This window comes from Bradyrhizobium sp. CCBAU 25338 (genome assembly GCF_028128965.1).
Lineage (GTDB): Bacteria > Pseudomonadota > Alphaproteobacteria > Rhizobiales > Xanthobacteraceae > Bradyrhizobium > Bradyrhizobium liaoningense.
Window position 1 is genome coordinate 337,586 of record NZ_LFKY01000041.1, and the last position, 26,407, is coordinate 363,992.

A 26,407-nucleotide genomic window follows, 5' to 3' on the forward strand; every position below is an offset into this window, starting at 1 on the left:
CGATCGTTCAGCTCATTCTTCGCCGCAGCGTTGCCGACGGCGTCTCGCCGAATTTTTCGCGGTAGGCGCCGGCCATGCGGCCGAGATGGGTGAAGCCGAGATCGAAGGCGAGGTCGGTGATGGAGACGCCGGCGGACGCTTGGGCGAGGCGAGCGTGGAGGCCAGCGAGCCGCATGTCGAGCAGCATCTGCGAGATGGACACGCCGAAGTGACGGCGGAAGCCGAGCTGGAGCGCGCGGATGCCGATGCCGGACACGCAGGCGAGTTGCGCGAGATCGAGCGGCTCGCCGGCATTGTCCGCCAGATGGTCGCGCGCGGCGCGGAGCGCGCGCGGCAGGCGCTCGGCCTGCCCTGAGAACGTCCTGATCGCATCCGACAGGCCATGCCGCTGCCCGTTGAGGAGATGATCGAGCAGCAGCTCGCGCCAATCGGCCATCGCCGCCGGCGAAAGCCTTCCCGATGGCCCGAGACGCTCGGCAAGCGTCATCAGCCCGGCGAGGCTGGTCTGCAAGGCCCGCCCGGACGGCGCGTCCAGGTCGATCGCGGGGGCGAACTCGACCACCCCGGCCGCCCTGCCCGACAGCGCTGCAGCGCGCTGCTCGACCAGGCGGCGGTCGAGCAGCAGGATCGCTTGCGCGCAGTCGGCCCAGATCATCCGGGTCGGGATCGTCGGCGACAGCAGCGACGCCGTCCGGGCCGGCGCGACGTCGAGCTCGCTGACGCCGGCACGAATGTGGGCGCTGCCCGCAAGCGGGACCTGCACCAGGAAGAAGCGCTCGAGGCACCCGGGATCGATGCCGACCGATCCGCCATAGGCCACGTAGTTGATGGAGAAGCCGTCGAACGCCGCGCAATTGTGCCGGGCGGAGAAGCCGTCCGCCCGCGCCTGCGCCGGCTTGAGATCGTGCGGACAAAAGATACGCCCGATCTGCTCGGCCGCTTCGTCGACATCATCCGTAGTGACGCGGGCGAAGGCCGCAAGCCGCTCGGCTGCGGGCGCTCTTGCGTTCGTTTCCAGCACGGCTGCGGACATCATCGACCACGCTTCGCGTCACGGAATTGTTTTAAGCCTATAATAGTTCCTCGGACGCGAAAAGGGCCACGTCGGTGAAATCGCCGTGCTGCATGGCAACAGCAGGATCCGGATTCGTTTAGCGGATAGACAGACGGCCCCTGGCTGGTCGAAGCTCCGTCCCCGCCGGTATCCATGAGGAGGTGAGCATGACTGCACTCGAAAAGGGCATTACTGCAAACGGCACGGGCTATGGCGGCAAGAGCTGGAACATCCTGGGCCAAGTCTATTTCCCCAAGGCCGTCACAGACTCCACCTTCGCTTTCGAGACCAACAGCGATCCCGGCCAGTTCGTGCCGGTGCACATCCACCCGACCCAGGACGAGTTCATCCTGGTCCAGGAAGGCACGCTCGACCTCAAGCTGGACGGTCAATGGGTCAAGGCCCATGCCGGCGACCTCGTCCGCATGCCGCGCGGCATCCCGCACGGCTATTTCAACAAGTCCGACAAGCCGTGCCGCGCGCTGTTCTGGGTCTCGCCGATGCAGAAGCTGGAGGCGCTGTTCAACCAGCTCCACAATCTGACCGACCCTGCCGAAGTCGTGCGCATCTCGGCGCTGCACGAGGTCGACTTCCTGCCGCCCGAAGCCAACGACTAGGCCGATCGCCTCCTCGTCCACTTTCATCTGCTTGCAGCTCGGCCGGCCGCGCCTTGCGGCCGAACGTGGCCGCCTGCGCGAAACATACTGATTGCGAGCCATCCCATGGTCAGCCCCAAGCATGTCTGCGTGATCGGCGCCGGTGTCTCCGGACTTGCCGCCGCAAAAGCGTTCTCCACCCGCGGCCACCGCGTCGCCATCGTCGAGCGCAGCGCCGATCTCGGCGGCGTCTGGGAGCTGGCGCGCTCCTATCCAGACGTGCAGACGCAGAGCCCGAAGGAGCTCTACCGCTACACCGATCGCGCCATGCCGGACGCCTATCCGGAATGGCCGACCGGACCGCAGGTCCATGCCTATCTCGCCGACTACGCCAGGAGTTTTGGCCTCGACCGCATGCTGCGCCTGAACACGGAGATCACCGGCATGGCGCGCCGCGCCGACGGCAAGCCGGGTTGGACGCTTACCCTGAAGGACAAGGACGGCACGAGCACGAGCGAGACTTTCGATTTCGTCGCGGTCTGCACCGGACAGTTCAACGAGCCACGCGAGCTGCATTGTCCCGGCGAGGACGGCTTTCTCGCACAGGGCGGCCATATCCTGCATTCGTCGAAATACGGCGATCAGACGCTGGCGAAAGGACGCCGCGTCGTCGTGCTCGGCGGCTCGAAGTCGGCGACCGACATCGCCGTGAACGCGGTGAAATCGGGCGCGCGCGAGGTCACGATCGTGATGCGCGAGCCGGTCTGGCGCATTCCCTATTTCATCGGCGGCCTCGTGAACTTCAAGCGCATCCTCTACATCCGCGCGCAGGAAGAGATGTTTCCGGGCTGGGGCATCGGCCCGATGGCGCGGCTCGCGCACCGCCTCGCCGCGCCACTGGTCTGGGCGAACTGGCGTGGGCTGGAGAGCCTGTTGAAGGCGCAGCTCAAGCTTGCCCGGTGCAAGATGGTGCCGAAGGAGCGGATCGAGGACGGCGTCAACTGCTCGGTACCGATCGCAACGCCGGGCTTCTACCCGATGGTCGCCGACGGCCGCATCAAGGCGGTGTTCGGCACGTTCGACCATTATGAAGGCGACAACATCGTGATGAGCGGCGGCGAGCGCGTCGGTGCCGACGTCGCGGTGCTCGCGATCGGCTACAAGCTCGGCGTGCCGTTCCTTCCCGAAGCTTACAGGCAGAAGCTGGTCGATGCCGACGGACAGTACCGGCTCTACCGCCTGATCGCCAATCCAGATCTGCCGGAGCTCGGCTTCGTCGGCTTCAACTCGTCGTTCTGCACCGTGCTCTGCGCCGACCTCGCCGCCAACTGGTTGGTGCGCTATGCCGACGGCCAGCTCGCCAACCAACCGACGGCGCAAGCGATGCGCGACAACATCGAGATGATGCTGCGCTTCAAGCGCGTCGAGCGCCCGGCCGCGGGCGTCTATGGCGGCCTGTGCGTCGCGCCCTATCACTACCGCCATTTCGACGAGCTGATGGCCGACATCGGCGCGAAGAACCAGAAGCGCGGCGGGCTCGCAGGCCGCTTCCTGCCTCCGGATGCTGATGACTACGCCAAATTCCTGGCTTCCGCGCCGGAGTACCCGGTGACGGCATGACGGCTGGCAAGTTGCCGCCGACCCGAACTCGCGGCTCGCCAGGCCAGCCCGCATTGCCTACGATTCCCGCTGCCGAATCGACCGGCCCGGGAGCCCCGCGATGGAACCAAGACGTCACGCCGCCGCCTGTCTCGCAGTGCTTGCCCTGCTTCTCGCGGCGCCTGCCATGGGACAAAGCGCGCCAACGCCAAGGCAATCCGAGGCGCTTGCCGACTATGATCGCGCGCTCGGCGATTTCAAATCCATCCTCGCCGAGCGGCGGCGCCAGATCGAAGCGAAGGAGGCGCTGCCGAACCTGCCGGGCCAGGCGCTCTACCTCGCGCGCGTCGCAGTGATCAGTACTTACAAGGACCTCACCGACGCCATGCCGTCGCGGATCGGCCGGCCCAACAAGTTCGAGATTCCGCCGGCCTATTTCGATGCCGACATCGAGCCGCTGGTCGACGAATACGGAAGGCTGTTCGACATCATGGAGGCGCCGCCTGCCAGCGCGCAGAACTCGCCAACGCCGTTCAAGGACGTGGTCGATCTCGCCGTTGCGATTGCGCGCGCCAAGGGGCTTGCGCCTGAACATGCCGAGACTGCGGGCCGCATCAGCCTCGGGCTGTTCTTTGCGGAAACCAATGGCAAGCAGAACGTCCGCAACGCGCGCTCGAACACCTATATGGGCAGCTTCCAGACCGGCCCCTCCGAAGACCGCAACGGCCGGAGAAAATGGGAAGCCATCAAGAGCGAGATCGCAGCGATCGATCCGGCGCTGAGTACGCGCGACGACAAGGAAGAGGCGCGGGCCCGCGGCACCGATCACCGCTTCAACCACTGGACCAACGTGCGCGACGGCCTGATGAACGCGCACGCCGATCTGTTCCGTGAGATCCCTGGAATCGTGAAGACGCTGCCTGACCCGATCGACCAGATGAAGCTGTTCGAGCTGATCCAGATCGTGCCGACCCCGACACGGTCCGCGCTCAAATCGGGCGATCTCCTGAACTACAGGGTGTCCAGCCCCACGATCATGAAGCACCTGCGCAACAACAGCATCTTTGCTTTCGGACAGGCCGACCGGGCGCGCAGCTCGGCGAGCTACCGCGAGATCCTCGCTGCCATGTGGCTGTTCAACCGGAAGTTCGAGAAAGCGATGGCGAAATACGCGGAGATCAGGCCGCGCTGATGGATCGGTTGCAACCGCTACCGGACGTTGTAGTCTCGCGATCTCATCGGAGACACGGACCGTTTCATGCGCGTACTCATCCTCGGCGGCAGCCAGTTTCTCGGGCGCGCGATCGCAAGCCATGCTTGCGCGACCGGCCATGACGTGACCTGCGCTGCCCGCGGCCTTGCGGGGCCGATTGCCGCGGGCGCGCGCTTCGTACGGATCGACCGCGACCTCGCCGACGGTCTTGCGCCGCTCGCGGGCAAGACATTTGACGCCGTGGTCGATGTCTCGCGTCATCCCGGCCAGGTCCGCAACGCGGTCGCCGCGCTGAAGCGGCCGGGCGTGCATTGGACCTTCGTGTCGACGATCAGTGTGTATGCGGACAACCGCATTCCGGGGCAACGCGCCGACACCGCGCCAATGCGCGAGCCCAGTTCAGCGGAGATCGAGCAGAGCACCGACGCGATCTACGGCGCCGCCAAGGTCGCCTGCGAACAAGCGGTCGGCAACGACGCCTTCATCTGCCGGGCCGGCCTCATCGCCGGGCCGGAAGACCCGACCGGGCGGTTCGCCTACTGGCCGGCGCGGCTGGCGCGCGGCGGCGAGGTGCTGGCGCCGGGATCGCCGGAGGATGCCGTCCAGTTCATCGACGTGCGCGACCTTGCGCAATGGATCGTGCATGCGGCAGAGATTCGCCTCACCGGAATCTATGATGGGATTGGGCCAGTTCGCACGCGCGGCGAATTCCTGGCCGAGTGCGCGTCGGCGCTGAATCCATCCTGCACCCTCACTTGGGTCGATCGCGCCTTTCTGGATGCGCATGACGTGCGGCGCTGGGCAGGTCCGCGGTCATTGCCGATGTGGCTGCCCCTGCCCGACTTCGCCGGATTCCTGACACGCGACACCTCGCCGGCGCGTGCGGCCGGACTGATCTCGCGACCACCGGCAGACACCGCGCGCGACACGCTTCATTGGCTCCACGCCAGCAACGGCCCGGTCATCGGGCTTACCGCCGATGAAGAGCGGGACGTGCTTGCGGCCTGGCATGCGCAAGGGGCTGCGCCCCGCATCTAGCCCCATCGCGCCGACGGACCATTCCGTCCCGATCGGTGAGCCCTTCTGGCCACTGTTGTCGTAGGCCTTGCGCAGCGCGTGCCGTTGGTCTAGGTCGCGCCGCCTTTGATACAATTGTGGTCGATCGTGGACTCGGTGCGAAGCGGTTTGTCACGACAAATCTGTCAAAGGCCACACCGCTCCTTGCACTGCAAGGCCGGTGACTGCCATGGCTATGGTGTTCCACGGCCAGTCATTTGTTGCTAGCCTGCCACACCGACAGACACTCATCGGGGACCATCGAATGACCTCAGCGAATCCCGCATCTCCCGCACGGCGCAATGGAGTGTGGCGACCTATCGGGCGGGGACTGGCCATCGCGGCATCGGTGGCCGTGCTCGCCGGGTGCGAGGACAAGAACACGTTCGTGGCGCCGCCGCCGCCCAAGGTGGACGTCGCGACGCCGGTGCAGCGTCCGGTGACGCGCTACATCGAGGCCACCGGCAACACCGCTCCGATCAAGAGCGTCGATCTGGTCGCGCGCGTGCAGGGCTTTCTGCAAACGATCGACTATCAGGACGGCGCCTTCGTCAAGCAGGGCACCCAGCTGTTCACGATCGAGCCGGAGACCTACAAGCTCAAGCTCGAGCAGGCGCAGGCGGCCGAGGCCGGCGCGCAGGCCTCGCTCCGGCAGGCGGAGGCCGACTACAAGCGGCAGGCCGAGCTGGTGCAGCGCCAGGCGGTCTCGCAGGCGACGCTCGACACCTCGACTGCCAACCGCGACAACGCGCAAGCCAACCTCCAGCAAGCCCAGGCCAACACCAGGCTCGCCGAAGTCAACTACGGCTACACCAAGGTCACCGCGCCGTTCGACGGCGTCGTCAGCGCGCACATGGTCTCCATCGGCGAGCTCGTCGGCGTCTCCTCGCCGACTCAGCTCGCGACCATCGTCGCGATGGACCCGATCTTCGTGAACTTCACCGTCAACGAGCAGGACGTGCTGCGCATCCGCGCCGAAGCGGCGCGCCGCGGACTGACGCCGGCCGACCTCAAGCAATTACCGATCCAGATCGGACTCCAGACCGAGACCGGCTATCCCCATGCGGGCCATCTCGACTACGTTGCGCCGACTCTCAACCAATCGACCGGCACGCTGGCGGTGCGCGGTCTCATTCCCAATGACAAGCGGGTGCTGCTGCCCGGCTACTTCGCGCGGGTCCGCGTGCCCTTCGACCAGGAGAAGAACGCCCTGCTCGTCCCCGATACCGCACTCGGCAGCGACCAGGGCGGCCGCTATCTGCTGGTGGTGAACGGCGACAACGTCGTCGAGCAGCGCAGGGTGCAGATCGGCCCCGTCGACAACGGGTTGCGCGTCATCGAAAGCGGCCTGAAGCCGGAGGACCGCGTCGTGACCGCGGGGCTCTTGCGCGTCATCCCGGGCCAGAAGGTCGATCCGCAAGCGACCAAGATCGACCAGTCTCAGGCCTCGGCCAAGTGAGGGGCTGCCAGCCATGATCTCGAAATTCTTCATCGAGCGGCCGGTCCTCTCCAACGTCATCGCACTTCTGATGATCCTGATCGGCGGCGTCGCGCTGTTCAACCTCGCCATCGCGCAATACCCCGACGTGGTGCCGCCGACGGTGCAGGTCACCACGCGCTATCCCGGCGCCAGCGCCAAGACCGTGATCGACACCGTTGCCTTGCCGATCGAGCAGCAGGTCAACGGCGTCGAGGACATGCTCTACATGCAGTCCTACAGCGGCGCGGACGGCACCTACACGCTGACCGTGACCTTCAAGATCGGCACCGACCTCAACTTCGCGCAGGTGCTGGTGCAGAACCGCGTCTCCAGCGCATTGTCGCAATTGCCGCAGGCGGTGCAGAATCAGGGCGTCACGGTGCAGAAGCGATCGACCTCGATCCTCCTGTTCGTGACGCTGACCTCGCCGGATGCGCGGTACGACAGCCTCTTTTTGAGCAATTACGCCACCATCAACATCCGCGACGAGCTCTCGCGCCTGCCCGGCGTCGGCAACGTCACCGTGTTCGGCGCCGGCCAGTATTCGATGCGGGTCTGGCTCGATCCGAACAAGCTGCAGGCTAGGAGCCTGGTGCCGCAGGACGTCATCCAGGCGATCCAGCAGCAGAGCCAGCAGGTCTCGGCCGGCCAGGTCGGCGCGCCGCCGACGCCGCCGGGCCAGGCGTTCCAGTACACGCTCAACGTCAACGGACGGCTCGAGGACACCAGCCAGTTCGAGAACATCATCGTCAAGTCGGGCAGCAGCGGCGACGTCACCCGCGTGCGCGACGTCGGTTGGGTCGAGCTGGGCGCGCAGACTTACAGCCAGATCTTCTCGCTCAACAATCAGCCGGCCGTCGGCATCGGCGTGTTCCAGTCGCCCGGCGCCAATGCGCTCCAGGTCGAACAGGCCGTCGAGAAGAAGATGGCTGAGCTCGCCAGGCAATTCCCTGAGGGCATCAAGTACGACACGCCGTTCGACACCACCAAATTCGTCGAGGCCTCGGTGCACGAGGTCTACATGACGCTGATCGAGGCCGGCCTGCTGGTGCTGGTCGTGATCCTGGTGTTCCTGCAGGATTGGCGCGCGATGCTGGTGCCGGCAACGACCGTGCCCGTCACCATCATCGGCGCCTTCGCCGCGATGGCGGCGCTCGGTTTCACCATCAACATGTCGACGCTGTTCGCGATCGTGCTCGCGATCGGCATCGTGGTCGACGACGCCATTGTCGTGGTCGAGGGCGCGGCCCACAACATCGAGCAGGGCATGAACGGCCACGATGCCGCGATCAAGGCGATGGACCAGCTGTTCGCACCGATCGTCGGCATCACCCTGGTGCTGATCTCGGTGTTCCTGCCGGCCTCGTTCCTCGCAGGACTCACCGGGCGCATCTATTCGCAATTCGCGCTGGTGATCGCCGCGACCGCGCTGTTGTCCGCCATCAACGCGGCGACCCTGAAGCCGACGCAATGCGCGCTTTGGCTGCGGCCGACAGTGCCGCCGGAGCAGCGCAATTTCTTCTATCGCGGCTTCAACGCGGTCTATGACCGCGTCGAGCGCGGCTATACAAGGCTGATCACGTTCCTCGTGAGACATGCCACCATCTCGGTCGCGTTCGCGCTCTTGGTGATCGGAGCCAGCGGCTACGGCCTGTCGCGGGTGCCGACCGGCTTCCTGCCGATCGAGGATCAGGGCTATCTGATCGCAGCGGTGCAATTGCCCGACGGCGCGGCGCTGGAGCGGACGCAAGCCGTGCTCGACAGGGCAAGCGGGCTGATCAAGGACACCCCTGGAGTCCAGCAGGTCATCACCATCGCCGGCATCTCCGCGCTCGACAACAGCGCCAGCCTCGCCAATGCCGGCGTCGCCTACATCATCCTGAAGGACTGGGACGCGCGCAAAGGACCCGGCGAGGATCTGCGTTCGCTGGTCTTTGGACTCAACGACAAGCTCGCGACCATCATGGAGGCGCGCACCATCGTGCTGCCGCCGCCCCCGATCCAGGGCATCGGCAACGCCGCCGGCTTCTCGATGCAGGTCGAGCTGCGCGACGGCAACAGCGATTTCGCCAAGCTGCAGGCGATCACCGCGGCGGTGGTCTCCAACGCCCAGAGCCAGAGCGCGCTGCAGCGCGTGCAGTCCTCATTCCGCTCCTCGGTGCCGCAATTCAACGTCGAGATCGACCGCGTCAAGACCCAGACGCTGCACGTCACCACCGATCAAGTGTTCTCGGCACTGTCGACCTATCTCGGCTCGTCCTACGTCAACCAGTTCAACAAGTTCGGCCGCGTGTTCCAGGTCTACACCCAGGCCGATTCGGCATTCCGCGTCACCGAGCGCGACATTGCCAACATGCAGGTGCGCAACTCCAACGGCGACATGATCCCGATCGGCACCGTCGCCAAGATCACGCCGGCCACCGGCCCGTCGCTGATCAGCCTCTACAACCTCTATCCGTCTGCGACGGTGATCGGCCTGCCGGCGCAGGGCTACTCCTCGGGCCAGTCGCTGAAGCTGATGGAGGAGATCGCCGACAAGACGCTGCCGCCGGGCACCGGCTTTGAATGGACCGCGATGTCGTATCAGGAGAAGGCGGTCTCGAACCAGATCTACTGGGTGTTCGGCCTCGCCATGCTGCTGGTCTATCTCGTGCTCGCCGGCCAGTACGAGAGCTGGTACGCGCCGATCTCGGTGATCCTCGCGGTGCCGCTGTCACTGCTCGGGCCGATGCTGGTCCTCTCCGGGCTCAAGATCGACAACAACCTCTACTGCCAGATCGGCCTCATCCTGCTGATCGCATTGTCGGCCAAGAACGCCATCCTGATCGTCGAGGTCGGACTCGAGTTGCACGGCCGCGAGGGCAAGCCGATCATCGAATCCGCGATCGAGGCGGCGCGCGCCCGCTTCCGCCCGATCCTGATGACCTCCTTCGCCTTCATCCTCGGCGTGGTGCCGCTGGTGCTCGCCACCGGCGCCGGCGCCAGCGCGCGCAAGTCGATCGGCATCACCGTGTTCTCGGGCATGCTGGCCTCGACCTGCCTCGCGGTGCTGTTCGTGCCGGCCTTCTTCGTGGTGGTGCAGCGCTTCGAGAACTGGCGGGCGTCGAAGAAGACGCCGAAGGCGCAGCCGGTAGCGGAGGTGGAATCCTAAAGTCCGTTCGACCGAACAGCGGCGCGGCGCGTTCGGTGTAACCTCGCCCGCTTGCGGGAGGGGTCGGCGCTTAGCGCCGGGTGAGGGCTCTGTCCCCTTGGGGAATGTCCCGACGCGGAGACAGCCCTCTCCCGCAAGCGGGAGAGGGAGAACACCTAAGCCTTCTCCACCGGCGTCTGCCGCGCCTCGCCGCTCGACACCAGGAGCACCGACACTTTCGACTGCCTGAGCACGGCGTCTGCGACGCCGCCGAAGGAGAGGTGATCGGCCTGGATGCGGTCGACGCCCATGACGACGAGATCGAGGTCGGTGGTGTCGATCTCGCGGAGGATCGCCGCCTCCGGCGCCCGGTTCACCCGCAGCGTGGTGGTGATGTCGACGTCGTAGCGGGCGGCGAGGTCGCTGGTGTCCTTGAGGATGCCCGTCTCCTGGTTCAGTCCGCGGGAGGCCCCGCGCTGCGCACCCTTGTCCCGCGTCGTCGCCACGTAGATCACCCGGAGCGAGCCCGATCCGGCCTGCGTCAGCGCCACCGCCACCTCGGCCCCGCGTTTGGAGACGCCGCTGCCTGAAACGGGAACGAGGATGTTGAGCGCGTCGGGCATCGGCTGCTTCAGGTGCTTGCCCTTGGCCGCGACGATCGCGAGCGGTCCTTCGAACGCCGCGGCGATGTCGTCGATCCTCCGGTCGAAGCGGTCCTTGGTCGCGGTCACCCTGTCGATACCGACGACCAGAAGATCGAAGCCCTTGCGCGCTTCGTCGGCGATGGTCGCGCCGAGCTCCGCCTGCCTCGCACGGGTGACGACATCGACCTTGCCGACGTCTCCGTCACCGTTGACGGACACCGTCCCGGCGGCCTTCTTCACCACGGCTTCGTGGCTTTCCTCCTCGCCGCGTCCCTTCTCCCGTTCCTTGGCGCGCGGGCCGATATGCAGCACGGTGATGGGCAGGCCGCGCATGCCGGCGATCAGACCCGCGATGTGGGCGGCGAAGCTGGCGTTGACGCTTTCGTCCACCGCCAGCAAGGGGCGCTCGAGATTGGCGACAAAGCCGCGCTTCTCGAATTCTTCCCGCTCCAGCCGCTCCTTCTCCTCCCTGTTCATCGGCAGCCTGGCCAGCGCGGCGCGCAGCATCGGCGGCATCGCCATCGTGGTCACGATCGCCATGGTCACGATCATCGTGAACAGGTTCTGGCTGAGCACGCCGATGGAGAGGCCGATGGTGGCGATGATGACCTCGGTCGACCCGCGCGCGTTCATCCCGCTCGCGAGCGCCAACGACTCCCGATAGCTCAGGCCGCCCGCGGTGCCGCCGACAAAGGCGCCGCCGAACTTGCCGACGCTGGCGATCACCACCAGCAGGCCGGTGAGCATCAGGAGGTTGGGATCGCGCAACACCGAAAGATCGGCGCTGAGGCCGGCGAGGCCGAAGAACACCGGCATGAAGAAGCTCGAGATCAGTCCGCGCAGGCGCTCGTCGATCTGCCGCGTCAGGATCGGGGACTCGCCGACCAGGATGCCGGCGACGAAGGCGCCGAGCACGGTGTGGACGCCGATCAGATGCGTGATCAGTGCCATGACGCTCATCAACAGCAGGATCACGGTGATGACGGCAGCCGCGCTGACAAGCGTGTCGTTGGCCCAGCGGATCAGCTGAAACACAAGGCGGCGCCCGATGGTGAAGCTGACGGCGAGGAAGGCGAGCGTTCCCAGCACGGCCTTCGCCACCGAGGCGATATCGAGCGTGCCGTGCGAGGCCAGGCTGAAGATGACGGCGATGATGATCCAGCCGATGGTGTCGTCGATGACGGCGGTCGCGACGATGATCTGCCCGACGTTGCGGCGCATGAAGTTCATCTCGCGCACCACCACGGCGACGATCTTCACCGAGGAGATCGACAGCGCCGTGCCCATGAACAGCGAGGCCACGAGGCGCTCCTGCGGATTGGGCAGCAGCGCGTCCGGCAGGAATTCACCCAGGGCAAAGCCGCAGGCGAAGGGCACGACGATGCCAGCAATCGAGATCGCGATCGCGGCCCTGCCGACCTTCCGTACCAGCTTGAGGTCGGTCTCCATGCCGGTGAGCAATAGCAGCAGCAGGATGCCCACTTGCGCGATGCCGTCGATCATCGCCTTCTGCTCGGGCGCGTTCGGGAAGATCGCGTGCTGCGCCTCGGGCCAGATCCAGCCGAACAGCGACGGCCCCAGGATGATGCCGGCGAGCAGTTCGCCGATCACCGAGGGCTGGCCGATCCGCTGCATGACCTCGCCGAGCCCGCGGCCGACCGCGATCAGCAGCACGATCTGAACGATCAGGAGGAATTCTGACGGACCGGCCGATTTGCCGGCTTCGGCACTGGCCGCAAGGGTGGTGAGGACAAGCGCCGCGGGAACGAGGACGACCGGTCGGAGCAGGCGCCATGGCATGCAGGTGTCTTTCCCCCTTCATCTGCCCCGGTGTCGGGGCGCCACAGGGACAGAACCCGTGAAAGGCGGCGCCGGTTCCGCCGCGCGCGCCGGCGTCAAAAACGAAAAGTGCGAGAACAACCCCATGCACAGTAGGGATGGGGTTGAAAAACCTCGCGAACATTTCGGCCTTGCCGAAGTGACTTGCGCCGTCGGGCAAAACACTGGCAGAATGGCATCATGGGTGGCATGCGTGACGTGGCGACGTTCGCCGTCATTGCTGCGAGTGCAGCGAAGCAAGCCGGGGCCCCTCCGCGGCACCTTCATCGCCACGCTCCTCGCAAATGACGAGTGGAGAGAGTCCCGGCCCTACGCCACGCTCGTGCCCCGGACGCAGCGCAGCGCCACTTCGGCGGTGCGCTGCAGAGCCGGGGCCCATGCGACACGGGAAATTCGCGGCCTCTGGGTCCCGGATCTGCGTCCGGGACACGAGAGCAGTGCCCCCTCACACCGTTTGCGGCGTCCTGATCTCGCGCGGCAGGATCAGCGCGGCGGCGATCGCGAGCAGGCAGAGCGCGGCGAAAGCGTGCAGCATGGTGACGAAGCCGCCCTGCTCGTACAGCCAGGCGACGAGGCCAACGGAGGCGCCGGCCGCGGTGAAGCCGACGAAATAGCGCACCGCGTAAGCGCGCGATCGCCACTCCTCGGTGGTGTACTTGCCGACCATGGCGTCGTTCACCGTGACCTGACCGAACGCGCCCATGACGATGCCGATCGAGACCAGGATCAGCGGCAGGTTGCTCAGGCTCGCGGCCAGATAGAGGAACGGAGCCAGCATGAAGGACAGCGGCAACGCCACAGTCTTGAGCGAGTAGCGGTCGAGCAGCCGGCCGATCGTGTACTGCGTCATCGCGCCGAACACGTAGACGCAGGCAGCGATCAGGCCGAGCAGCGCCGGGCTCTTCGTCAGGTCCGCAAGCCGCTCCGCAAACAGTTTTGGCAGCGCCACTGTGACCGCGTTGAATGTCGTAGAGATCGCGATCACGACGATCAGCAGGGCCAGGATCACGCGCCACATGTCCTGCCTGGCGACGCGGGCCTGCGCTCCCGCCTGCTTCGAGCCCTTGCGGTCCTCGTGCACGACCGTCCTTGCAAACGCGAGGCCGATCAGGATCGTGACGACTCCGGGAACGATGAAGGCGAAGCGCCAGCCGAGATATTGGCCGATCACGCCGGTGACCAACGCCGAGGAGGCGACGCCGAGATTGCCCCAGACGCCGTTCAGCCCCATCTCGCGGCCGAGCTTCTCGGCATAAGATACGATCATCGCCGTGCCGACGGGGTGATAGATCGAGGCGAAGATGCCGATCGCAAGCAGCGCCGCGCCGAGTTGCACGGGCGTCTGCACGAAGCCGACCGCGATCATGGAGGCGCCGATGCCGACGAAGAAGATCAGCATCATGTGGCGGCGGCTCCAGCGGTCCCCGAGCCAGCCGGTCAGCAGCGAGCCCGCGCCGAAGGCGACGAAGCCCGGCGTCGCGTAAGGCAGGAGTTCCGAATAGGCCATGCCGAGCGCCGGCCCCATGATGATGACGGCGGCGGCAAAGATCAGCATCGAATAATGGTCGATGAAATGGCCTGCGTTGACGAAACTAATGACCCGGCTGGGGCTGTTCATACGAATCCTCTCCCGCTCCGAAATGAGTTATATGTCGTGCCCATGACGGGATGCCGCCAATGACTGTCTTGGAAACGCCAATCTTGGAAACGCCAATCCTGCGGGAGGTCCGGAGCAATCACCGCTCGCCCGCGGGCGTCCACCTGGTCGCCCGCGACTATCCCAGGGGCATGCGGATCGAGCCACACCTGCACCGCGAGGCGCAGCTGATCTATGCGGCCAAGGGCACGATGCAGGTGACGACGCCGGGGGGACGCTGGCTGGTGCCGCCGGACCGCGCGGTCTGGGTGCCGGCCGGGCTTCAACATGCCATCGACCTGCTCGCCGACATCGAGATGCGCACGCTGTATTTCGACCTGCCCTGGCTCAAGCGCGAAAAGCGCTATGAGGGATTGACCAGGGAATTCGTGGTCCGGGTATCGCCGCTGCTGAACCAGGCGATCCTGGCACTGTTCGACGCCCGCAATACGGAAGAGCGGACCGAGCTGCTGGTGCGCCTGGTGTTGCTGGAGTTGCACCAGGCCGAGGATTCCACCACCTTCGTGCCGCTGCCGCGCGAGCCGCGCTGCCGCCGCGCCGCCATGATCGTGCTCGACGACCCCACCGGCCTGCACGACATCGACACGCTCGCGCGCGAGGTCGGAACCTCGGCGCGCACGCTGTCGCGGTTGTTCTCGAGCGAGACGCAACTGAGCTTCAAGAGCTGGTGCCAGCGCGCGCGAATCGCCTCCGCGATCCAGCGCCTGTCCACGGATGCGGGCGTGTCGGTGAAGCAGCTCGCCACCCAGCTCGGCTATGCCAGCGTGCCGGCATTCTCGGCCGCGTTCCGCCAGGTGACGGGGCGCACGCCGACAGAATTTGCGAAGGGGTGAGGAACACTCTGGATGGCGCCAGCACAATGAACGGAGGGGCCGTCATGCCCGGGCTCGTCCCGGGCATCCACGTTCTTTGTGCTGCGTGGCAAGGCGTGGATGGCCGGGACAAGCCCGGCCATGACGACGTGGAGGCTTGGACGCCCAGCGTGCACCGCCTTCGCGGGGCATGACAGCATCCGCGAAACGCATGGCCCAGCTAAAGTTGCCAAAATCCCCTGCTTGATTGTGATCGGCTTCAGCCCAAATCTTGTGTAAACTTCCGCAACGCACAAACCCGGAATCGAAAAGCCCAGATGGCCAATGCCTTCTTCTCCGACCTGCTCGCCACCATCTCCGAGCGCGGCCGCACGCTGCTTCGCCGCGGGGACTCCGCCGATACCAGGCGGGATGCCGATGGGCTGATCGAGCTTTGCGACGCGTTGCTGTCGGGCCGGGGCGAAGCCTCCGGCACCGCGATTGCGCGTGAGGTGCTCGACATCTACCGGGAGTTGGATGCGGCAGGACGCCGCGCCTTCTTCGAGGGACTGGTGCGCGATTTCGGCCCCGATCGGGAGCGCCTGTCCAAGGCGATCGAGAAATGGCGCGCCAAGCCCAGCGACGAGGACGCGAGCTCGCTGCACTTCGCCTCCGAGCCGCGGCGGCAGGAGCTGATCCGCCGCCTCAACCGCGCGCCGGGCGGCACCGGCGATCTCGTCAACATGCGCGCCGACCTGCTCGGCATGATGAACGGGCACACAGATCTCGCCGCGCTCGACCGCGACGTCTCGCACCTTCTCTCTTCGTGGTTCAACAGGGGGTTTCTCGTGCTGCGCAGGATCGACTGGTCGACCCCGGCCAACATCCTCGAAAAGATCATCCGTTACGAAGCCGTGCATGAGATCAGCGACTGGGACGATCTGCGCCGCCGCATCGATCCGGTCGACCGCCGCTGCTACGCGTTCTTCCATCCTGCGATGGTCGACGAGCCCCTGATCTTCGTCGAGGTGGCGCTGACCGAGACGATGCCGGGCGCGATCGCGCCCTTGCTTGCGGTGGACCGCCAGCATCTGCCGATCGAGCGCGCGCGCACCGCCGTGTTCTATTCGATCTCCAATACCCAGCGCGGCCTTGGCGGCATCTCCTTCGGCAGCTTCCTGATCAAGCAGGTGGTGGAAGAGTTGCGCCGCGAGCTGCCGAAGCTCGACACTTTCGTGACGCTGTCGCCGGTGCCCGGCTTCATGGCTTGGGTGAAGCAGGACAAGGACCTGCCGCTATCGGACGAGGATCGCGAGGTGCTGAAGCGTCTCGACGAGCCCAAATGGTTCGAGAGTCCCGAGACAGCGGCGCTGCTGCGCAGCGTGCTGGAGCCGCTCGCGGCGCATTATTTCCTCAAGGCACGCACGCCGAAGGGCCGGCTGATCGATTCCGTCGCGCGCTTCCATCTCGGCAACGGCGCGAGGCTCGAGCGCATCAACTGGCTCGGAGACCTCTCGCCGAAGGGCATGCGCGAGTCGGCTGGCATCATGGTCAACTACCTCTACCGCCTCGACGACATCGAGAAGAACCACGAGGCCTACGCCAACGACGGCGAGGTGGTCGCGTCGAGCGCCGTGAAGAAGCTGCTGAAGAGCGAAGGACGGCGGCTGCTGGATATGCGGTTGTCGTAGGGGCCTCAGACGACGCACCAGAGACGGTGTCTTCGCCCGGCTTGACCGGGCGATCCAGTATTCCAGAGGCCGGTGTTGAAGAGCTCGTTCTCCCCACATCCGCCGCGGCGTACTGGATGCCCCGGTCAAGCCGGGGCATGACAGCGGAGGGTTTGGCGCGGCCTTCGTGCCCGCAGTACGCTCAGCCCCTACTCCGCCAGCGCTCTCATCTCCTTGTAGAGATCCGACTTGCCTTCGAAGCCGATGCCTGGAAGCTCCGGCATGGTGATGTGGCCGTTCTCGACGCGGACGCCGTCCGGGAAGCCGCCATAGGGCTGGAACAGGTCGGGATAGCTTTCGTTGCCGCCGAGACCGAGGCCGGCGGCTATGTTGAGCGACATCTGGTGACCGCCATGCGGGATGCAGCGGCTGGGTGACCAGCCGTGGGTCTTCAGGACCTCGAGCGTGCGCTGGTACTCGCACAGGCCATAGGACAGCGCGCAGTCGAATTGCAGCCAGTCGCGGTCGGGGCGCATGCCGCCGTAGCGGACGAGGTTGCGGGCGTCCTGGTGGCTGAAAAGGTTCTCGCCTGTCGCCATCGGGCGCGGATAGAATTCGGCGAGCGCGGCCTGCAGCGCATAGTCGAGGGGATCGCCGGCCTCCTCGTACCAGAACAGCGGATAGTCGCGCAGCATCTTGGCGTAGGCAATCGCCGTCTCCAGGTCGAAGCGGCCGTTGGCATCGACGGCGAGCTGCGCGTCCTTGCCGATCTCTTCCAGCACGGCCTCGATGCGCTTACGGTCTTCCTCGATCGGAGCGCCGCCGATCTTCATCTTCACGACGTTGTAGCCGCGATCGAGATAGCCGCGCATCTCGCCGCGCAGCATCGACAGGCCCTTGCCGGGATAGTAATAGCCGCCGGCGGCATACACGAACACGCGCGGATTGGCGGTCACGCCGTGGCGCTCGGCGAGCAGGCGAAACAGCGGCTTGCCGGCGATCTTCGCCACCGCATCCCACACCGCCATGTCGATGGTGCCGACCGCGACCGAGCGCTCGCCATGACCGCCCGGCTTCTCGTTGGTCATCATCGCGCCCCAGACCTTGTCGGGGTCGAGATTGTCGCCGGCCGCATCCAGCAGCGACTTCGGATCGGCTTCGAAGATGCGCGCGGCGAAGCGCTCGCGGATCAGGCCGCCCTGCCCGTAGCGGCCGTTGGAGTTGAAGCCGTAGCCGACGACGCGCTTGCCGTCGCGCACGACATCGGTGATGACGGCGACGAGGCTCGTCGTCATCCTGGTGAAGTCGATATAGGCGTTGCGGATCGGGGACGAGATCGGTTTCGTGATCTCGCGGACGTCGACGATGCGGACGGACATGGGGGTCTCATCTTTCTCTTGTCGTCATTCCGGGGCGATGCGCAGCATCGAACTATGGTGCGCTCGTGCGCACCTGAGAATCTCGAGATTCCGGGTTCTCGCTTCGCGAGCCCCGGAATGACGGCTTTGCCGTCACTTCTTGTCCCTGAAATACGGCTCCACCGGTCCGTGCACCTTGATGGTCAGCGGGTTGCCGTGACGGTCCTTGGCGTTGCCGGCGGTGACGCGGACCCAGCCTTCGCTGATGCAGTACTCCTCGACATTGGTCTTCTCGATGCCCTTGAAGCGAATGCCGACGTCGCGCGCCAGAATGTCCGCGTTGTAATAGGGGCTGTTCGGGTCGACCGACAGGCGGTCCGGAAATTCGTCGCTCATGATTGTCTCGCTCACAACAGGGTCTCGATTTGCTGCCGCAATCCTTCGGGCCGTGCGGTCGGCGCGTAGCGCGCGACCACCTTGCCGGCACGATCCACCAGGAATTTGGTGAAATTCCATTTGATGGAGGCGCCGAGCAGGCCGGATTGCTGACGTTTCAGGTACTCATAGAGAGGATGCGCCTTCGGCCCGTTGACGTCGATCTTCTCGAACAGGGGAAAGGTGACGTCGTAATTGGTCGAGCAGAACTCCTGGATCTCGCTCGCCTGCCCCGGCTCCTGCGCCCCGAACTGGTTGCAGGGAAAGCCGAGCACGGAGAAGCCGCGCGGCGAGAGATCGCGGTAGAGATCCTCGAGGCCGCGATATTGCGGCGTGAAGCCGCATTTGCTCGCGGTGTTGACGATCAGCAGCACCTGCCCCTCGAAACGCCTCATCGGCACCTCCTCGCCGGCAAGCGAGTTGGCCTTGAAGTCGTAGATGGCGGTCATCGCTAGCCCACGGGATCGATCGGCGACGGCGGCACGCCGCCGGCCTCGATCGCTTCGCCCGCGAGCAGGCAGAGGTCTTCGCGGTAGCGGCTGGAGACGATATGCACGCCGACGGGCGACTTGCCGACGAGGCCGGTGGAGACCACGAGGCCCGGCAATCCCATGAAGGGAATGGCGATCTGCGGCAGCTGCGCCTCCCAGACCCGCTTGAAGGATTCGTCGTCCTTGCAGTCGAGATGATCCGGGAACGGCAGCTCGCCGGAGACCGGCGTCAGCAGCACCGCATATTTCTCGAAGAACAGCATCCATTCGCGGGTCAGCGTGGCCCTTCGGGTCAGCGCCTTGGCGTAATCCGCCTGGTCCATCGGCGTGACCCTGGCGCGGTTGCCGCGCAGGCAGGCCAGCGCACCGGGATCGCCCTCGCGCTCGGCCATCTCGAGCTGCGCCTCATAGCCGTCGCCGAGCCAGAGCTTGATCTGCCACTCCACCGCCTCGCGCATCGGCGGCGTGTCTTCGATGACGTCGACGGTCCAGCCGGCGCGTTCGAGGCGCTTTCCGGCGTCGCTCACCGCGGCCTTGACCTCCGGCGTGGTGGCGAGGCCGCCCGGGTTGAGGCAGAGCGCGGCGCGCTTGTCCCGCGCGGGGCCTTGCAGCGGCACCGGCACGAACCAGGGATCGCGGATGTCGCGGGCCGACATCGCCTCGAGCGAGATCCTGATGTCGTTGACGGTGCGCGCCAGGGGCCCCGACACCGCCATGATCTGCGGCCCGATCGGGCGCTCCGGCAGCGCCGGGTTGAAGGCGGGGATCCGGCCGAGCGTCGGACGCAGGCCGTGGACGCCGCAGGCATAGGCGGGATAGCGGATCGATCCGGCGATGTCGGTGCCGTGGGCGATGTGGCCGATGCCGGCCGCGACCGCCGAGCCGGCGCCGCCGGAGGAACCGCCCGGCGTCAGCGCGGCGTCGCGGGGGTTCTTGGTATCGCCATGAATGAGATTGGTGGTGAACCAGCGGTAGGAGAAGGCCGGGCAATTGGTGCGGCCGAGCAGGACGGCGCCGGCCTTGCGGAAATTGGCGACCACCGGATTGTCCTCGCGCGCGATGACGTCGCGCTGGAGCTTCAGGCCGTTGGTGGTGGCAAAGCCTTCCTGGTCGACATTGGCCTTGATGGTGACGGGCACGCCGGCGAGCACACCGGGGTCCTCCCCCCGGGCGATGGCGGCATCGACGGCATCGGCCTGCCTGAGAACATCGTCCGGCCGGTGATCGATCACCGCGTTGAGCCGGGGATTGACGGCATCCAGGCGCGCGAGGCCGGCCTGCGCGGCCTCCCTGGCGGACACCTTTCTGGATTTGACGAGGGTGGCGAGGTCGGCGGCCGACAGGCGCCAGAGATCTTGCATGGCTTGCTCCGTGTAATCGGCGTCTTTTAGCGCCGGGAACGCGGCAAAGCCATGCGGATTTCGCGGGGGTGAAGAGGTCGCTCACCTCTCCCGCAGGGAGAGGTCGGAGCACATCGAAGATGCGATCCGGGTGAGGGGTTGCGGTCTCTCGGTCTGGTGCGGCCCCTCACCCGGATTGCTTCGCAATCCGACCTCTCCCCGGCGGGGAGAGGTGGACGCCGCCGCCTCAGCCATGGCTGACCCGCGGCTAATGCCTTGTCGCGGACTGGTCGGGGATGTCGAGCAGCGCCTCGGTGAAGGGAAACTCCAGCACGATCTCCCCATCATCGTCGGTCACCTCGATGACCGCCTCGAGCAGCGCCGGCTGTGCGCCCTCGGACTTCACCACCTCCAGGATCATCTGGCGAGCGACCTCCCAGGCGCGGTCGGGGTTGCGCAGGTCCTCGCCGTCGGGGTCAACGATCAGCTCGTCGCCGATACGGGTGTTGAAGAAGTATCTGGGCATATCGAGATCCAGTTGGTTCGCCTGTATCGGATTGAAAGCTGCACTGCACTCACAACAGCTTTATCAGGACAGGGTTCGCGACCGAATGCGTCTGACGCAAGGCAGCGCTTCAGAAGTGATGTTCCCCTAGCATTTTTCGCGGCGCAGCATGGACTTCTCGGGAAAATTTCACTGGCGAAGTTCTCCGCCAGCATTAGTCTAACGGGTGGGCGGATACGTCCCGAATTCGCGAAAATGGAGAGCCGAAATGGCCTGGAAAGCCCCGAAGATCGTCGAAGTGCCCTGCGGCATGGAAATCAACATGTATGTAAGCGCCACCCGCAAGTAAGCGGTTGGTGAGATTGCGTTCTGCGTAGGTGGATCTTTCGCCCCGAGCTCTTTCGGTCACGATACGTTTCCGAAAGACAGGATTTGTGTGGGCCTGAGATCCACCTCGCGACTTTACCTTCCAGGAGACGGATCATGCTTCGCGTCGTCGTCCTGGGCGCCGGGGCCGGCGGCGGAGTTCCGCAATGGAATTGCGGCTGCGAGGGCTGCCGAGCGGCCCGTAGCGGCGGCCACGAGCTTCAAAGGACCCAAGCCTCGGTCGCCTTCAGCGGCGACGGCGAGCACTGGTTCCTGATCAACGCCTCCCCCGACCTGCGGCAGCAATTGAACGCCACGCCACAGTTGCACCCCAAGGCGGGCGCACTGCGTCACACGCCGATCGCGGGTGTGATCCTGACCAACAGCGAAGTCGATGCGGTGGCGGGCCTGCTGTCGATGCGCGAGGGCTCGCCCTTTACGGTCTATGCGCACGAGAAGGTGCTGGCGATCCTTGCGAGCAACAGCATCTTCAACGTGCTGAATGAGAAGAACGTGCGGCGCCAGCCGATCACTCTCCGCGAGCCGTTCGAGCCCCGCCTGCCGGATGGCGCGCGCTCCGGCCTGGAGGTGCTGCCCTTCGCGGTGCCGGGCAAGTCGGCCTGGTATCTGGAAGGCAAGGCGCATCCGGGCGGCGAGAGCGGCGACGGCGACACGCTGGGCCTTGAGATCACCGACAAGGCGACGGGCAAGTGCTTCTACTTCATCGCGGCCTGTGCCGAGGTGACCGACGCGCTCAAGGCCCAGATCGACGGCGCCGCACTGGTGTTCTTCGACGGCACGGTCTGGCGCGACGACGAGATGATCAGGGCCGGCCTCGGCCACAAGACCGGCAAGAGCATGGGACATGTCGCCATGTCGGGCGACGACGGAGCCATCGCGCGGCTGGCCGACCTCAGTATCGACAGGAAGCTGTTTCTGCATATCAACAACTCGAATCCGGCGCTGCTGCCCGGCTCGCCCGAGCGCAAGGCCGCTGAGCAGGCGGGCTGGCAGATACCCGCGGATGGAACGGAGATCGTGCTGTGAACGTCGCATCACTGACTGGAATGACCGCGCTCTCGATCGGCAAGGACATCAGGCTCACCAGCGCCGATGAGCTCGAGGCGGCGCTGCGCCATATCGGGGCGACGCGCTATCACAGCCTGCATCCGTTCCATAAGCTGCTGCATGGCGGCAAGCTGAACAAGGGCCAGGTGCAGGCCTGGGCGCTGAACCGCTACTATTACCAGAGCACGATCCCGATCAAGGACGCGGTGGTGATCTCGCGCTTCCGCGACCGCGCCACCCGCCTGGAATGGCGCCATCGCATCGAGGACCACGACGGCGATGTCGGCAGCGAAGGCGGCATCGAGCGCTGGCTGAAGCTGACCGAAGGGCTCGGCCTCGACACGGCTTACGTGGAATCCACCGAGGGCATCCTGCCGGCGACGCGCTTCGCGGTGGAGGCCTATGTCCATTACTGCCGCGAGAAGAGCCCGCTGGAGGCGATCGCCTCCTCGCTCACCGAACTGTTCGCGCCAAGCATCCATGAGGAGCGCATCGCCGGCATGTTGCAGCATTACGATTTCGTCAATCCTGATACCATGAGCTACTTCAAGCGGCGGCTGACGCAGGCGCCGCGCGACGCCAATTTCGCGCTGGACTATGTCAAGACGCACGCGACGACGCCGGAGCAGCGTGCGCAGGTCTGCAACGCGCTGATCTTCAAGACCAACGTGCTGTGGGTGCAGCTGGACGCACTCCAGCACGCCTATGTCGAGGGCCACATTCCGCCGGGCGCGTTCGTGCCCAAAGCGAGCTGAGGGACAAGAGCAATGGCCGGGCCGCGGAACATCAGCGTCAGCGAGGCAAGCCGCCCCGTGCTGCCGCGGCATGCCAAGCTGAAATATGACGAGACGCGAAAGGTCTGGGTGATCCTGGCGCCGGAGCGGGTGCTGGCCCCCGACGAGATCGCGGTCGAGGTGCTGCAGCTCTGCGACGGCCAGCGCAGCGTCGGCGACGTGTCCGATCAGCTGGCCGCGAAATACGCGGCGCCACGCGAGGCGATCCTCGCTGATGTCATCGCCATGCTGCAGGATCTCGCCGACAAAGGCTTTCTCACCGAGATCAGGGAGAAGACGTCATGAGCGACGTGACCATCCCGCCCAGCGACAGCCTCGCGGTGCTGGAGAAGCAGCGCTCGACGGCGGAGACGTTCGGCATTCCGCTTGCCGTGCTGCTCGAGATTACCCATCGCTGCCCGCTGCAATGCCCCTATTGCTCCAACCCGGTCGAGCTCGACCGTTCGGCCAAGGAGCTGACCACCGAAGAATGGAAGAAGGTGCTGAGCGAGCTCGCCGAGATCGGCGTGCTCCAGGTGCATTTCTCCGGCGGCGAGCCGACCGCGCGCAAGGACCTCGTCGAGCTGGTGAAGCACGCTAGCGACGCCGGCCTCTACACCAATCTGATCACCTCGGCCGTGCTGCTGACGCGCGAGAAGCTCGGCGATCTCGCAGATGCCGGGCTCTGCCATGTGCAGATATCTTTCCAGGGCATCGAGGAAGGCCTCGCCGATCGCGTCGCCGGCTACAAAGGCGGACATCGCAAGAAGCTCGAAGTCGCGAAATGGACGCGCGAGCTCGATCTGCCGCTCACCGTGAACGCGGTGATGCATCGGCAGAACCTGCATCAGCTCCCTGACATCATCCAGATGGCGCTCGACCTCGACGCCGACCGGCTCGAGGTCGCCAACGTGCAATATTACGGCTGGGCGCTGAAGAACCGCGCCGCGCTGATGCCGACCGTGGCGCAGCTCGACGAGTGCACCCGCATCGTCGAGGAGGCGCGCGAACGGCTGAAGGGCCGGCTGACGATCGACTACGTCGTGCCGGACTATTACGCGCTGCGGCCGAAGAAATGCATGGGCGGCTGGGGCCGGCAGTTCTTCAACATCTCGCCCGCCGGCAAGGTGCTGCCCTGCCACGCCGCCGAGAGCATCACCGGGCTCGACTTCGAATCCGTGCGCTCCAACCATTCGATCGCCTGGATCTGGCAGAACTCGGAGGCCTTCAACCGCTATCGCGGCACCGGGTGGATGAAGGAGCCGTGCAAAAGTTGCGAATTCCGCGAGATCGATTTCGGCGGCTGCCGCTGCCAGGCCTTCGCGCTGACGGGCGATGCGGCCAACACCGATCCGGCCTGCGCGCTGTCGCCGCTGCACGAGACCATCTTCAAGCAGGCCGAGCGCGAGGCCGAGGGCGAGACCAACCGTTTCCTCTATCGCAACTTCGCCGGCGGCACTCTGGAATCCGAGAATGATGCCTGACGCCGACGCGGCCAGTTCGGTCAGGCGTGCCGATCCCTTTGCGCCGCTGACCTCCGAGATGCTCGATGTCGGCGACGGCCATGAGCTCCATGTCGAGAGCGTCGGCCGCGCTGACGGAATCCCTGCGGTCTATCTGCATGGCGGCCCCGGCAGCGGCTGCCAGCCCGACCATCGCCGGCTGTTCGACCCCGATCGTTTCTGCGCCGTATTGTTCGACCAGCGCGGCTGCGGCCGCAGCCGGCCCAAGGGATCGCGCGAGCACAACACGACGGCGCATCTGGTCGCGGACATGGAGAAGATCCGCGAGAAATTCGGCTTCGAGCGCTGGATGATGGTCGGCGGGTCCTGGGGCGCGACGCTGGCGCTGGCCTACGCCGAGGCGCATCCGGAGCGCGTCTCCGGCATTGCGCTGCGCGCAACCTTCCTTGGCACGCGGGCGGAGGTCGAGACGGCCTTCACCTCGCGCCTGTCGCAGTTCTATCCCGCGCTCTACGAGGATTTCCTCAGCGTGCTGACGCCCGAGGAGCGCGAGCAACCGGTGAGCGCCTATTGGCGCCGTATCCTCGATGCCGATCCTGCCGTGCACGGTCCCGCGGTGCGAGCCTGGCACGACGCTGAACGAACCTTGTCCGAGCACAAGCCGGCACGGACCCGGCTGGACCTCGCCGCGCTGAACGTCTGGCGCACACTGCCGGCGACGCCTTTCATGGAGGCGCATTACTTCGTCAACGACAGCTTCATGAGCGAAGATCAGCTGTTGCGAAACGCGCATCGGCTCGCCGGCATTCCCGGCATCATCGTGCAGGGCCGCTATGACCTGCTATGTCCTCCCGGAACATCGCAGGCGCTCGCGAAAGTTTGGCCGGGTTCCGAGATTCGGATCGTGGAAGAGGCCGGACATTCGCTCTATGATGGCGGCGTGAGGGATGCCGTCATGAAGTCGATCGCGGACCTCGCGTCGAAGGCCGCGCGCTAGCGCGCATAGCAGGACAACAAGAAAATGCCGCTCGCCGCGAAAGGCATGCTGCTGACGTCGATGAATATCGACGCAGCCGATGAGGCCGATTTCAACCGCTGGTATGATCGCGAGCATCTGGAAGAGCGCGTCGCGACCGAGGGGTTCCTCGAAGCGCGGCGCTATGTCGCGCATGCCGCCAATCCCAAATATCTCTGCCTGTATTCGACCGCGACGCTCGACGTGCTCGACAGCCCCGCCTACCGGGCGCGGCTCGCGAACCCGACCGACTGGTCGCGGCAGACCATGGCGCGCTTCAAGGACATGCTCCGCGTCGTCGCGCGCATCACCATCAGCAAGGGCACCGGACGCGGGGCTGCGCTCGGCGTGGTGCGTCTGCGGCCGACGCCCGACAATGCCGTGTTCTGGCGTGATGCGCTGCAGGACAGACTGATGCCGGAGACGCGCGACGGCATCATCTCGATGCACCTGCTCGAAAGCGAGCCGGAACTGTCGGGTGCAACGGCGGGAATTCCGGCGGCGCGCAACGAAGGCGCGCGCGACTGGTTCGTGCTGATCGACGGCACGCATATCGGCGCAGTCTCGGCTGTCATCGCCGAACGCTTCACCGGTCCTGCGGCGGCGCCCTTCCCGCTTCCGATCTCGGTCGGCACCTACTGCCTGATGTGGGACCTCGCGAAGAGCGATATCGCGCACGGCTGAGGCAGTCATCCGCAACGCAACATATTGCACCGCACATGCTGCGCGGAGGGCGCTAATGCTGTGCGCGCGTGGCTCCCATGAAAGGCGATGATCGCGCAACTTTGCCGTTGTACTTCGGAACGGTTCTAATAAGCTAACCCAATGACGTCATTCAGAAACCGGATCGAGACGCATTAAGCG

The 26,407-nt window shown here is 65.7% G+C and carries 23 protein-coding genes; 15 read left to right on the forward strand and 8 right to left on the reverse strand.

From position 1 onward, the window contains the following. Positions 1-7 precede the first annotated feature (7 nt). Positions 8-1,033: an AraC family transcriptional regulator gene (locus tag ACM42_RS28635; RefSeq protein ID WP_271531178.1), complete on the reverse strand. Its 1,026-nt coding sequence runs from the start codon at positions 1,031-1,033 to the stop codon at positions 8-10. A 188-nt stretch (positions 1,034-1,221) separates the two neighbouring features. On the opposite strand from ACM42_RS28635, the gene ACM42_RS28640 reads away from it, so the two are divergent. The 6 genes from ACM42_RS28640 to ACM42_RS28665 all read left to right on the forward strand — a co-directional run bounded on the left by ACM42_RS28640 (position 1,222) and on the right by ACM42_RS28665 (position 10,149). Continuing rightward, positions 1,222-1,671 carry a cupin domain-containing protein gene (locus tag ACM42_RS28640; protein WP_024339447.1) on the forward strand — a complete coding sequence of 150 codons (450 nt, stop codon included), beginning with the start codon at positions 1,222-1,224 and terminating at the stop codon, positions 1,669-1,671. 105 nt (positions 1,672-1,776) lie between these two features. Further along, entirely contained in the window at positions 1,777-3,270 is a 1,494-nt protein-coding gene (locus tag ACM42_RS28645; protein WP_271530985.1) for a flavin-containing monooxygenase, read from the forward strand. 100 nt (positions 3,271-3,370) lie between these two features. Continuing rightward, the gene (locus tag ACM42_RS28650; protein ID WP_271530986.1) at positions 3,371-4,441 is read left to right on the forward strand and encodes a hypothetical protein; all 1,071 of its coding nucleotides are present in this window, start codon (positions 3,371-3,373) and stop codon (positions 4,439-4,441) included. A gap of 66 nt (positions 4,442-4,507) precedes the next feature. After that, positions 4,508-5,500, forward strand: a complete 993-nt coding sequence (locus ACM42_RS28655) for an NAD-dependent epimerase/dehydratase family protein (RefSeq protein ID WP_271530987.1) — start codon at positions 4,508-4,510, stop codon at positions 5,498-5,500. A 283-nt stretch (positions 5,501-5,783) separates the two neighbouring features. Continuing rightward, on the forward strand, positions 5,784-6,977 hold the full coding sequence (locus ACM42_RS28660; protein ID WP_271530988.1) for an efflux RND transporter periplasmic adaptor subunit: 1,194 nt from the start codon (positions 5,784-5,786) through the stop codon (positions 6,975-6,977). Positions 6,978-6,990: 13 nt separating this feature from the next. Next, positions 6,991-10,149: an efflux RND transporter permease subunit gene (locus ACM42_RS28665; RefSeq protein ID WP_271530989.1), complete on the forward strand. Its 3,159-nt coding sequence runs from the start codon at positions 6,991-6,993 to the stop codon at positions 10,147-10,149. A gap of 155 nt (positions 10,150-10,304) precedes the next feature. Here ACM42_RS28665 and ACM42_RS28670 read toward each other — a convergent pair whose 3' ends face one another. Both ACM42_RS28670 and ACM42_RS28675 read right to left on the reverse strand, forming a co-directional pair. Further along, complete coding sequence (locus ACM42_RS28670) at positions 10,305-12,572, reverse strand: cation:proton antiporter domain-containing protein (protein WP_271530990.1); 2,268 nt, start codon at positions 12,570-12,572, stop codon at positions 10,305-10,307. Between the two features lie 484 nt (positions 12,573-13,056). Continuing rightward, positions 13,057-14,229 (reverse strand): MFS transporter, encoded by a 1,173-nt coding sequence (locus ACM42_RS28675; protein ID WP_271530991.1) that lies wholly within the window; start codon positions 14,227-14,229, stop codon positions 13,057-13,059. Positions 14,230-14,279: 50 nt separating this feature from the next. Between ACM42_RS28675 and ACM42_RS28680 the strand changes: the two genes are divergently transcribed. Together ACM42_RS28680 and ACM42_RS28685 are read left to right on the forward strand one after the other, a co-directional pair. Then, on the forward strand, positions 14,280-15,101 hold the full coding sequence (locus ACM42_RS28680) for an AraC family transcriptional regulator (RefSeq protein WP_271530992.1): 822 nt from the start codon (positions 14,280-14,282) through the stop codon (positions 15,099-15,101). A 296-nt stretch (positions 15,102-15,397) separates the two neighbouring features. Continuing rightward, positions 15,398-16,750 (forward strand): malonyl-CoA decarboxylase, encoded by a 1,353-nt coding sequence (locus tag ACM42_RS28685; RefSeq protein WP_271530993.1) that lies wholly within the window; start codon positions 15,398-15,400, stop codon positions 16,748-16,750. A gap of 188 nt (positions 16,751-16,938) precedes the next feature. On the opposite strand, the gene tarD is transcribed toward ACM42_RS28685, so the two are convergent. From tarD to ACM42_RS28710, 5 genes are all read right to left on the reverse strand, one after another. Continuing rightward, a complete protein-coding gene (gene tarD, locus ACM42_RS28690; protein ID WP_271530994.1) occupies positions 16,939-18,108 on the reverse strand; it encodes a D(-)-tartrate dehydratase in 1,170 nt (389 codons plus the stop codon). Between the two features lie 132 nt (positions 18,109-18,240). Further along, entirely contained in the window at positions 18,241-18,483 is a 243-nt protein-coding gene (locus tag ACM42_RS28695; protein WP_029674077.1) for a DUF3297 family protein, read from the reverse strand. An 11-nt stretch (positions 18,484-18,494) separates the two neighbouring features. Further along, entirely contained in the window at positions 18,495-18,971 is a 477-nt protein-coding gene (locus ACM42_RS28700) for a glutathione peroxidase (RefSeq protein WP_271530995.1), read from the reverse strand. A 2-nt stretch (positions 18,972-18,973) separates the two neighbouring features. Continuing rightward, positions 18,974-20,374 (reverse strand): amidase family protein, encoded by a 1,401-nt coding sequence (locus ACM42_RS28705; protein ID WP_271530996.1) that lies wholly within the window; start codon positions 20,372-20,374, stop codon positions 18,974-18,976. A 247-nt stretch (positions 20,375-20,621) separates the two neighbouring features. Continuing rightward, positions 20,622-20,879: a DUF6894 family protein gene (locus ACM42_RS28710; RefSeq protein WP_028177529.1), complete on the reverse strand. Its 258-nt coding sequence runs from the start codon at positions 20,877-20,879 to the stop codon at positions 20,622-20,624. Positions 20,880-21,126: 247 nt separating this feature from the next. Between ACM42_RS28710 and pqqA the strand changes: the two genes are divergently transcribed. The 7 genes from pqqA (at position 21,127) to ACM42_RS28745 (ending at position 26,227) form a co-directional block, all read left to right on the forward strand. Beyond that, positions 21,127-21,207, forward strand: a complete 81-nt coding sequence (gene pqqA, locus ACM42_RS28715) for a pyrroloquinoline quinone precursor peptide PqqA (protein ID WP_007595659.1) — start codon at positions 21,127-21,129, stop codon at positions 21,205-21,207. Between the two features lie 134 nt (positions 21,208-21,341). Further along, a complete protein-coding gene (gene pqqB, locus ACM42_RS28720) occupies positions 21,342-22,271 on the forward strand; it encodes a pyrroloquinoline quinone biosynthesis protein PqqB (RefSeq protein ID WP_271530997.1) in 930 nt (309 codons plus the stop codon). 20 nt (positions 22,272-22,291) lie between these two features. Further along, positions 22,292-23,047, forward strand: a complete 756-nt coding sequence (gene pqqC / locus ACM42_RS28725) for a pyrroloquinoline-quinone synthase PqqC (RefSeq protein ID WP_442868954.1) — start codon at positions 22,292-22,294, stop codon at positions 23,045-23,047. Positions 23,048-23,059: 12 nt separating this feature from the next. Then, positions 23,060-23,371 carry a pyrroloquinoline quinone biosynthesis peptide chaperone PqqD gene (gene pqqD, locus ACM42_RS28730; RefSeq protein ID WP_239626629.1) on the forward strand — a complete coding sequence of 104 codons (312 nt, stop codon included), beginning with the start codon at positions 23,060-23,062 and terminating at the stop codon, positions 23,369-23,371. Continuing rightward, positions 23,368-24,549, forward strand: coding sequence for a pyrroloquinoline quinone biosynthesis protein PqqE (gene pqqE, locus ACM42_RS28735; RefSeq protein ID WP_271530999.1), 1,182 nt, complete (start codon positions 23,368-23,370; stop codon positions 24,547-24,549). The genes pqqD and pqqE overlap by 4 nt, the downstream gene beginning before the upstream one ends. Further along, a complete protein-coding gene (gene pip / locus ACM42_RS28740) occupies positions 24,539-25,525 on the forward strand; it encodes a prolyl aminopeptidase (protein ID WP_271531000.1) in 987 nt (328 codons plus the stop codon). Before pqqE ends, pip begins: the two co-directional genes overlap by 11 nt. Before the next feature lie 24 nt (positions 25,526-25,549). Beyond that, entirely contained in the window at positions 25,550-26,227 is a 678-nt protein-coding gene (locus tag ACM42_RS28745; protein ID WP_271531001.1) for a DUF4286 family protein, read from the forward strand. The last annotated feature ends 180 nt before the right edge of the window (positions 26,228-26,407 follow it).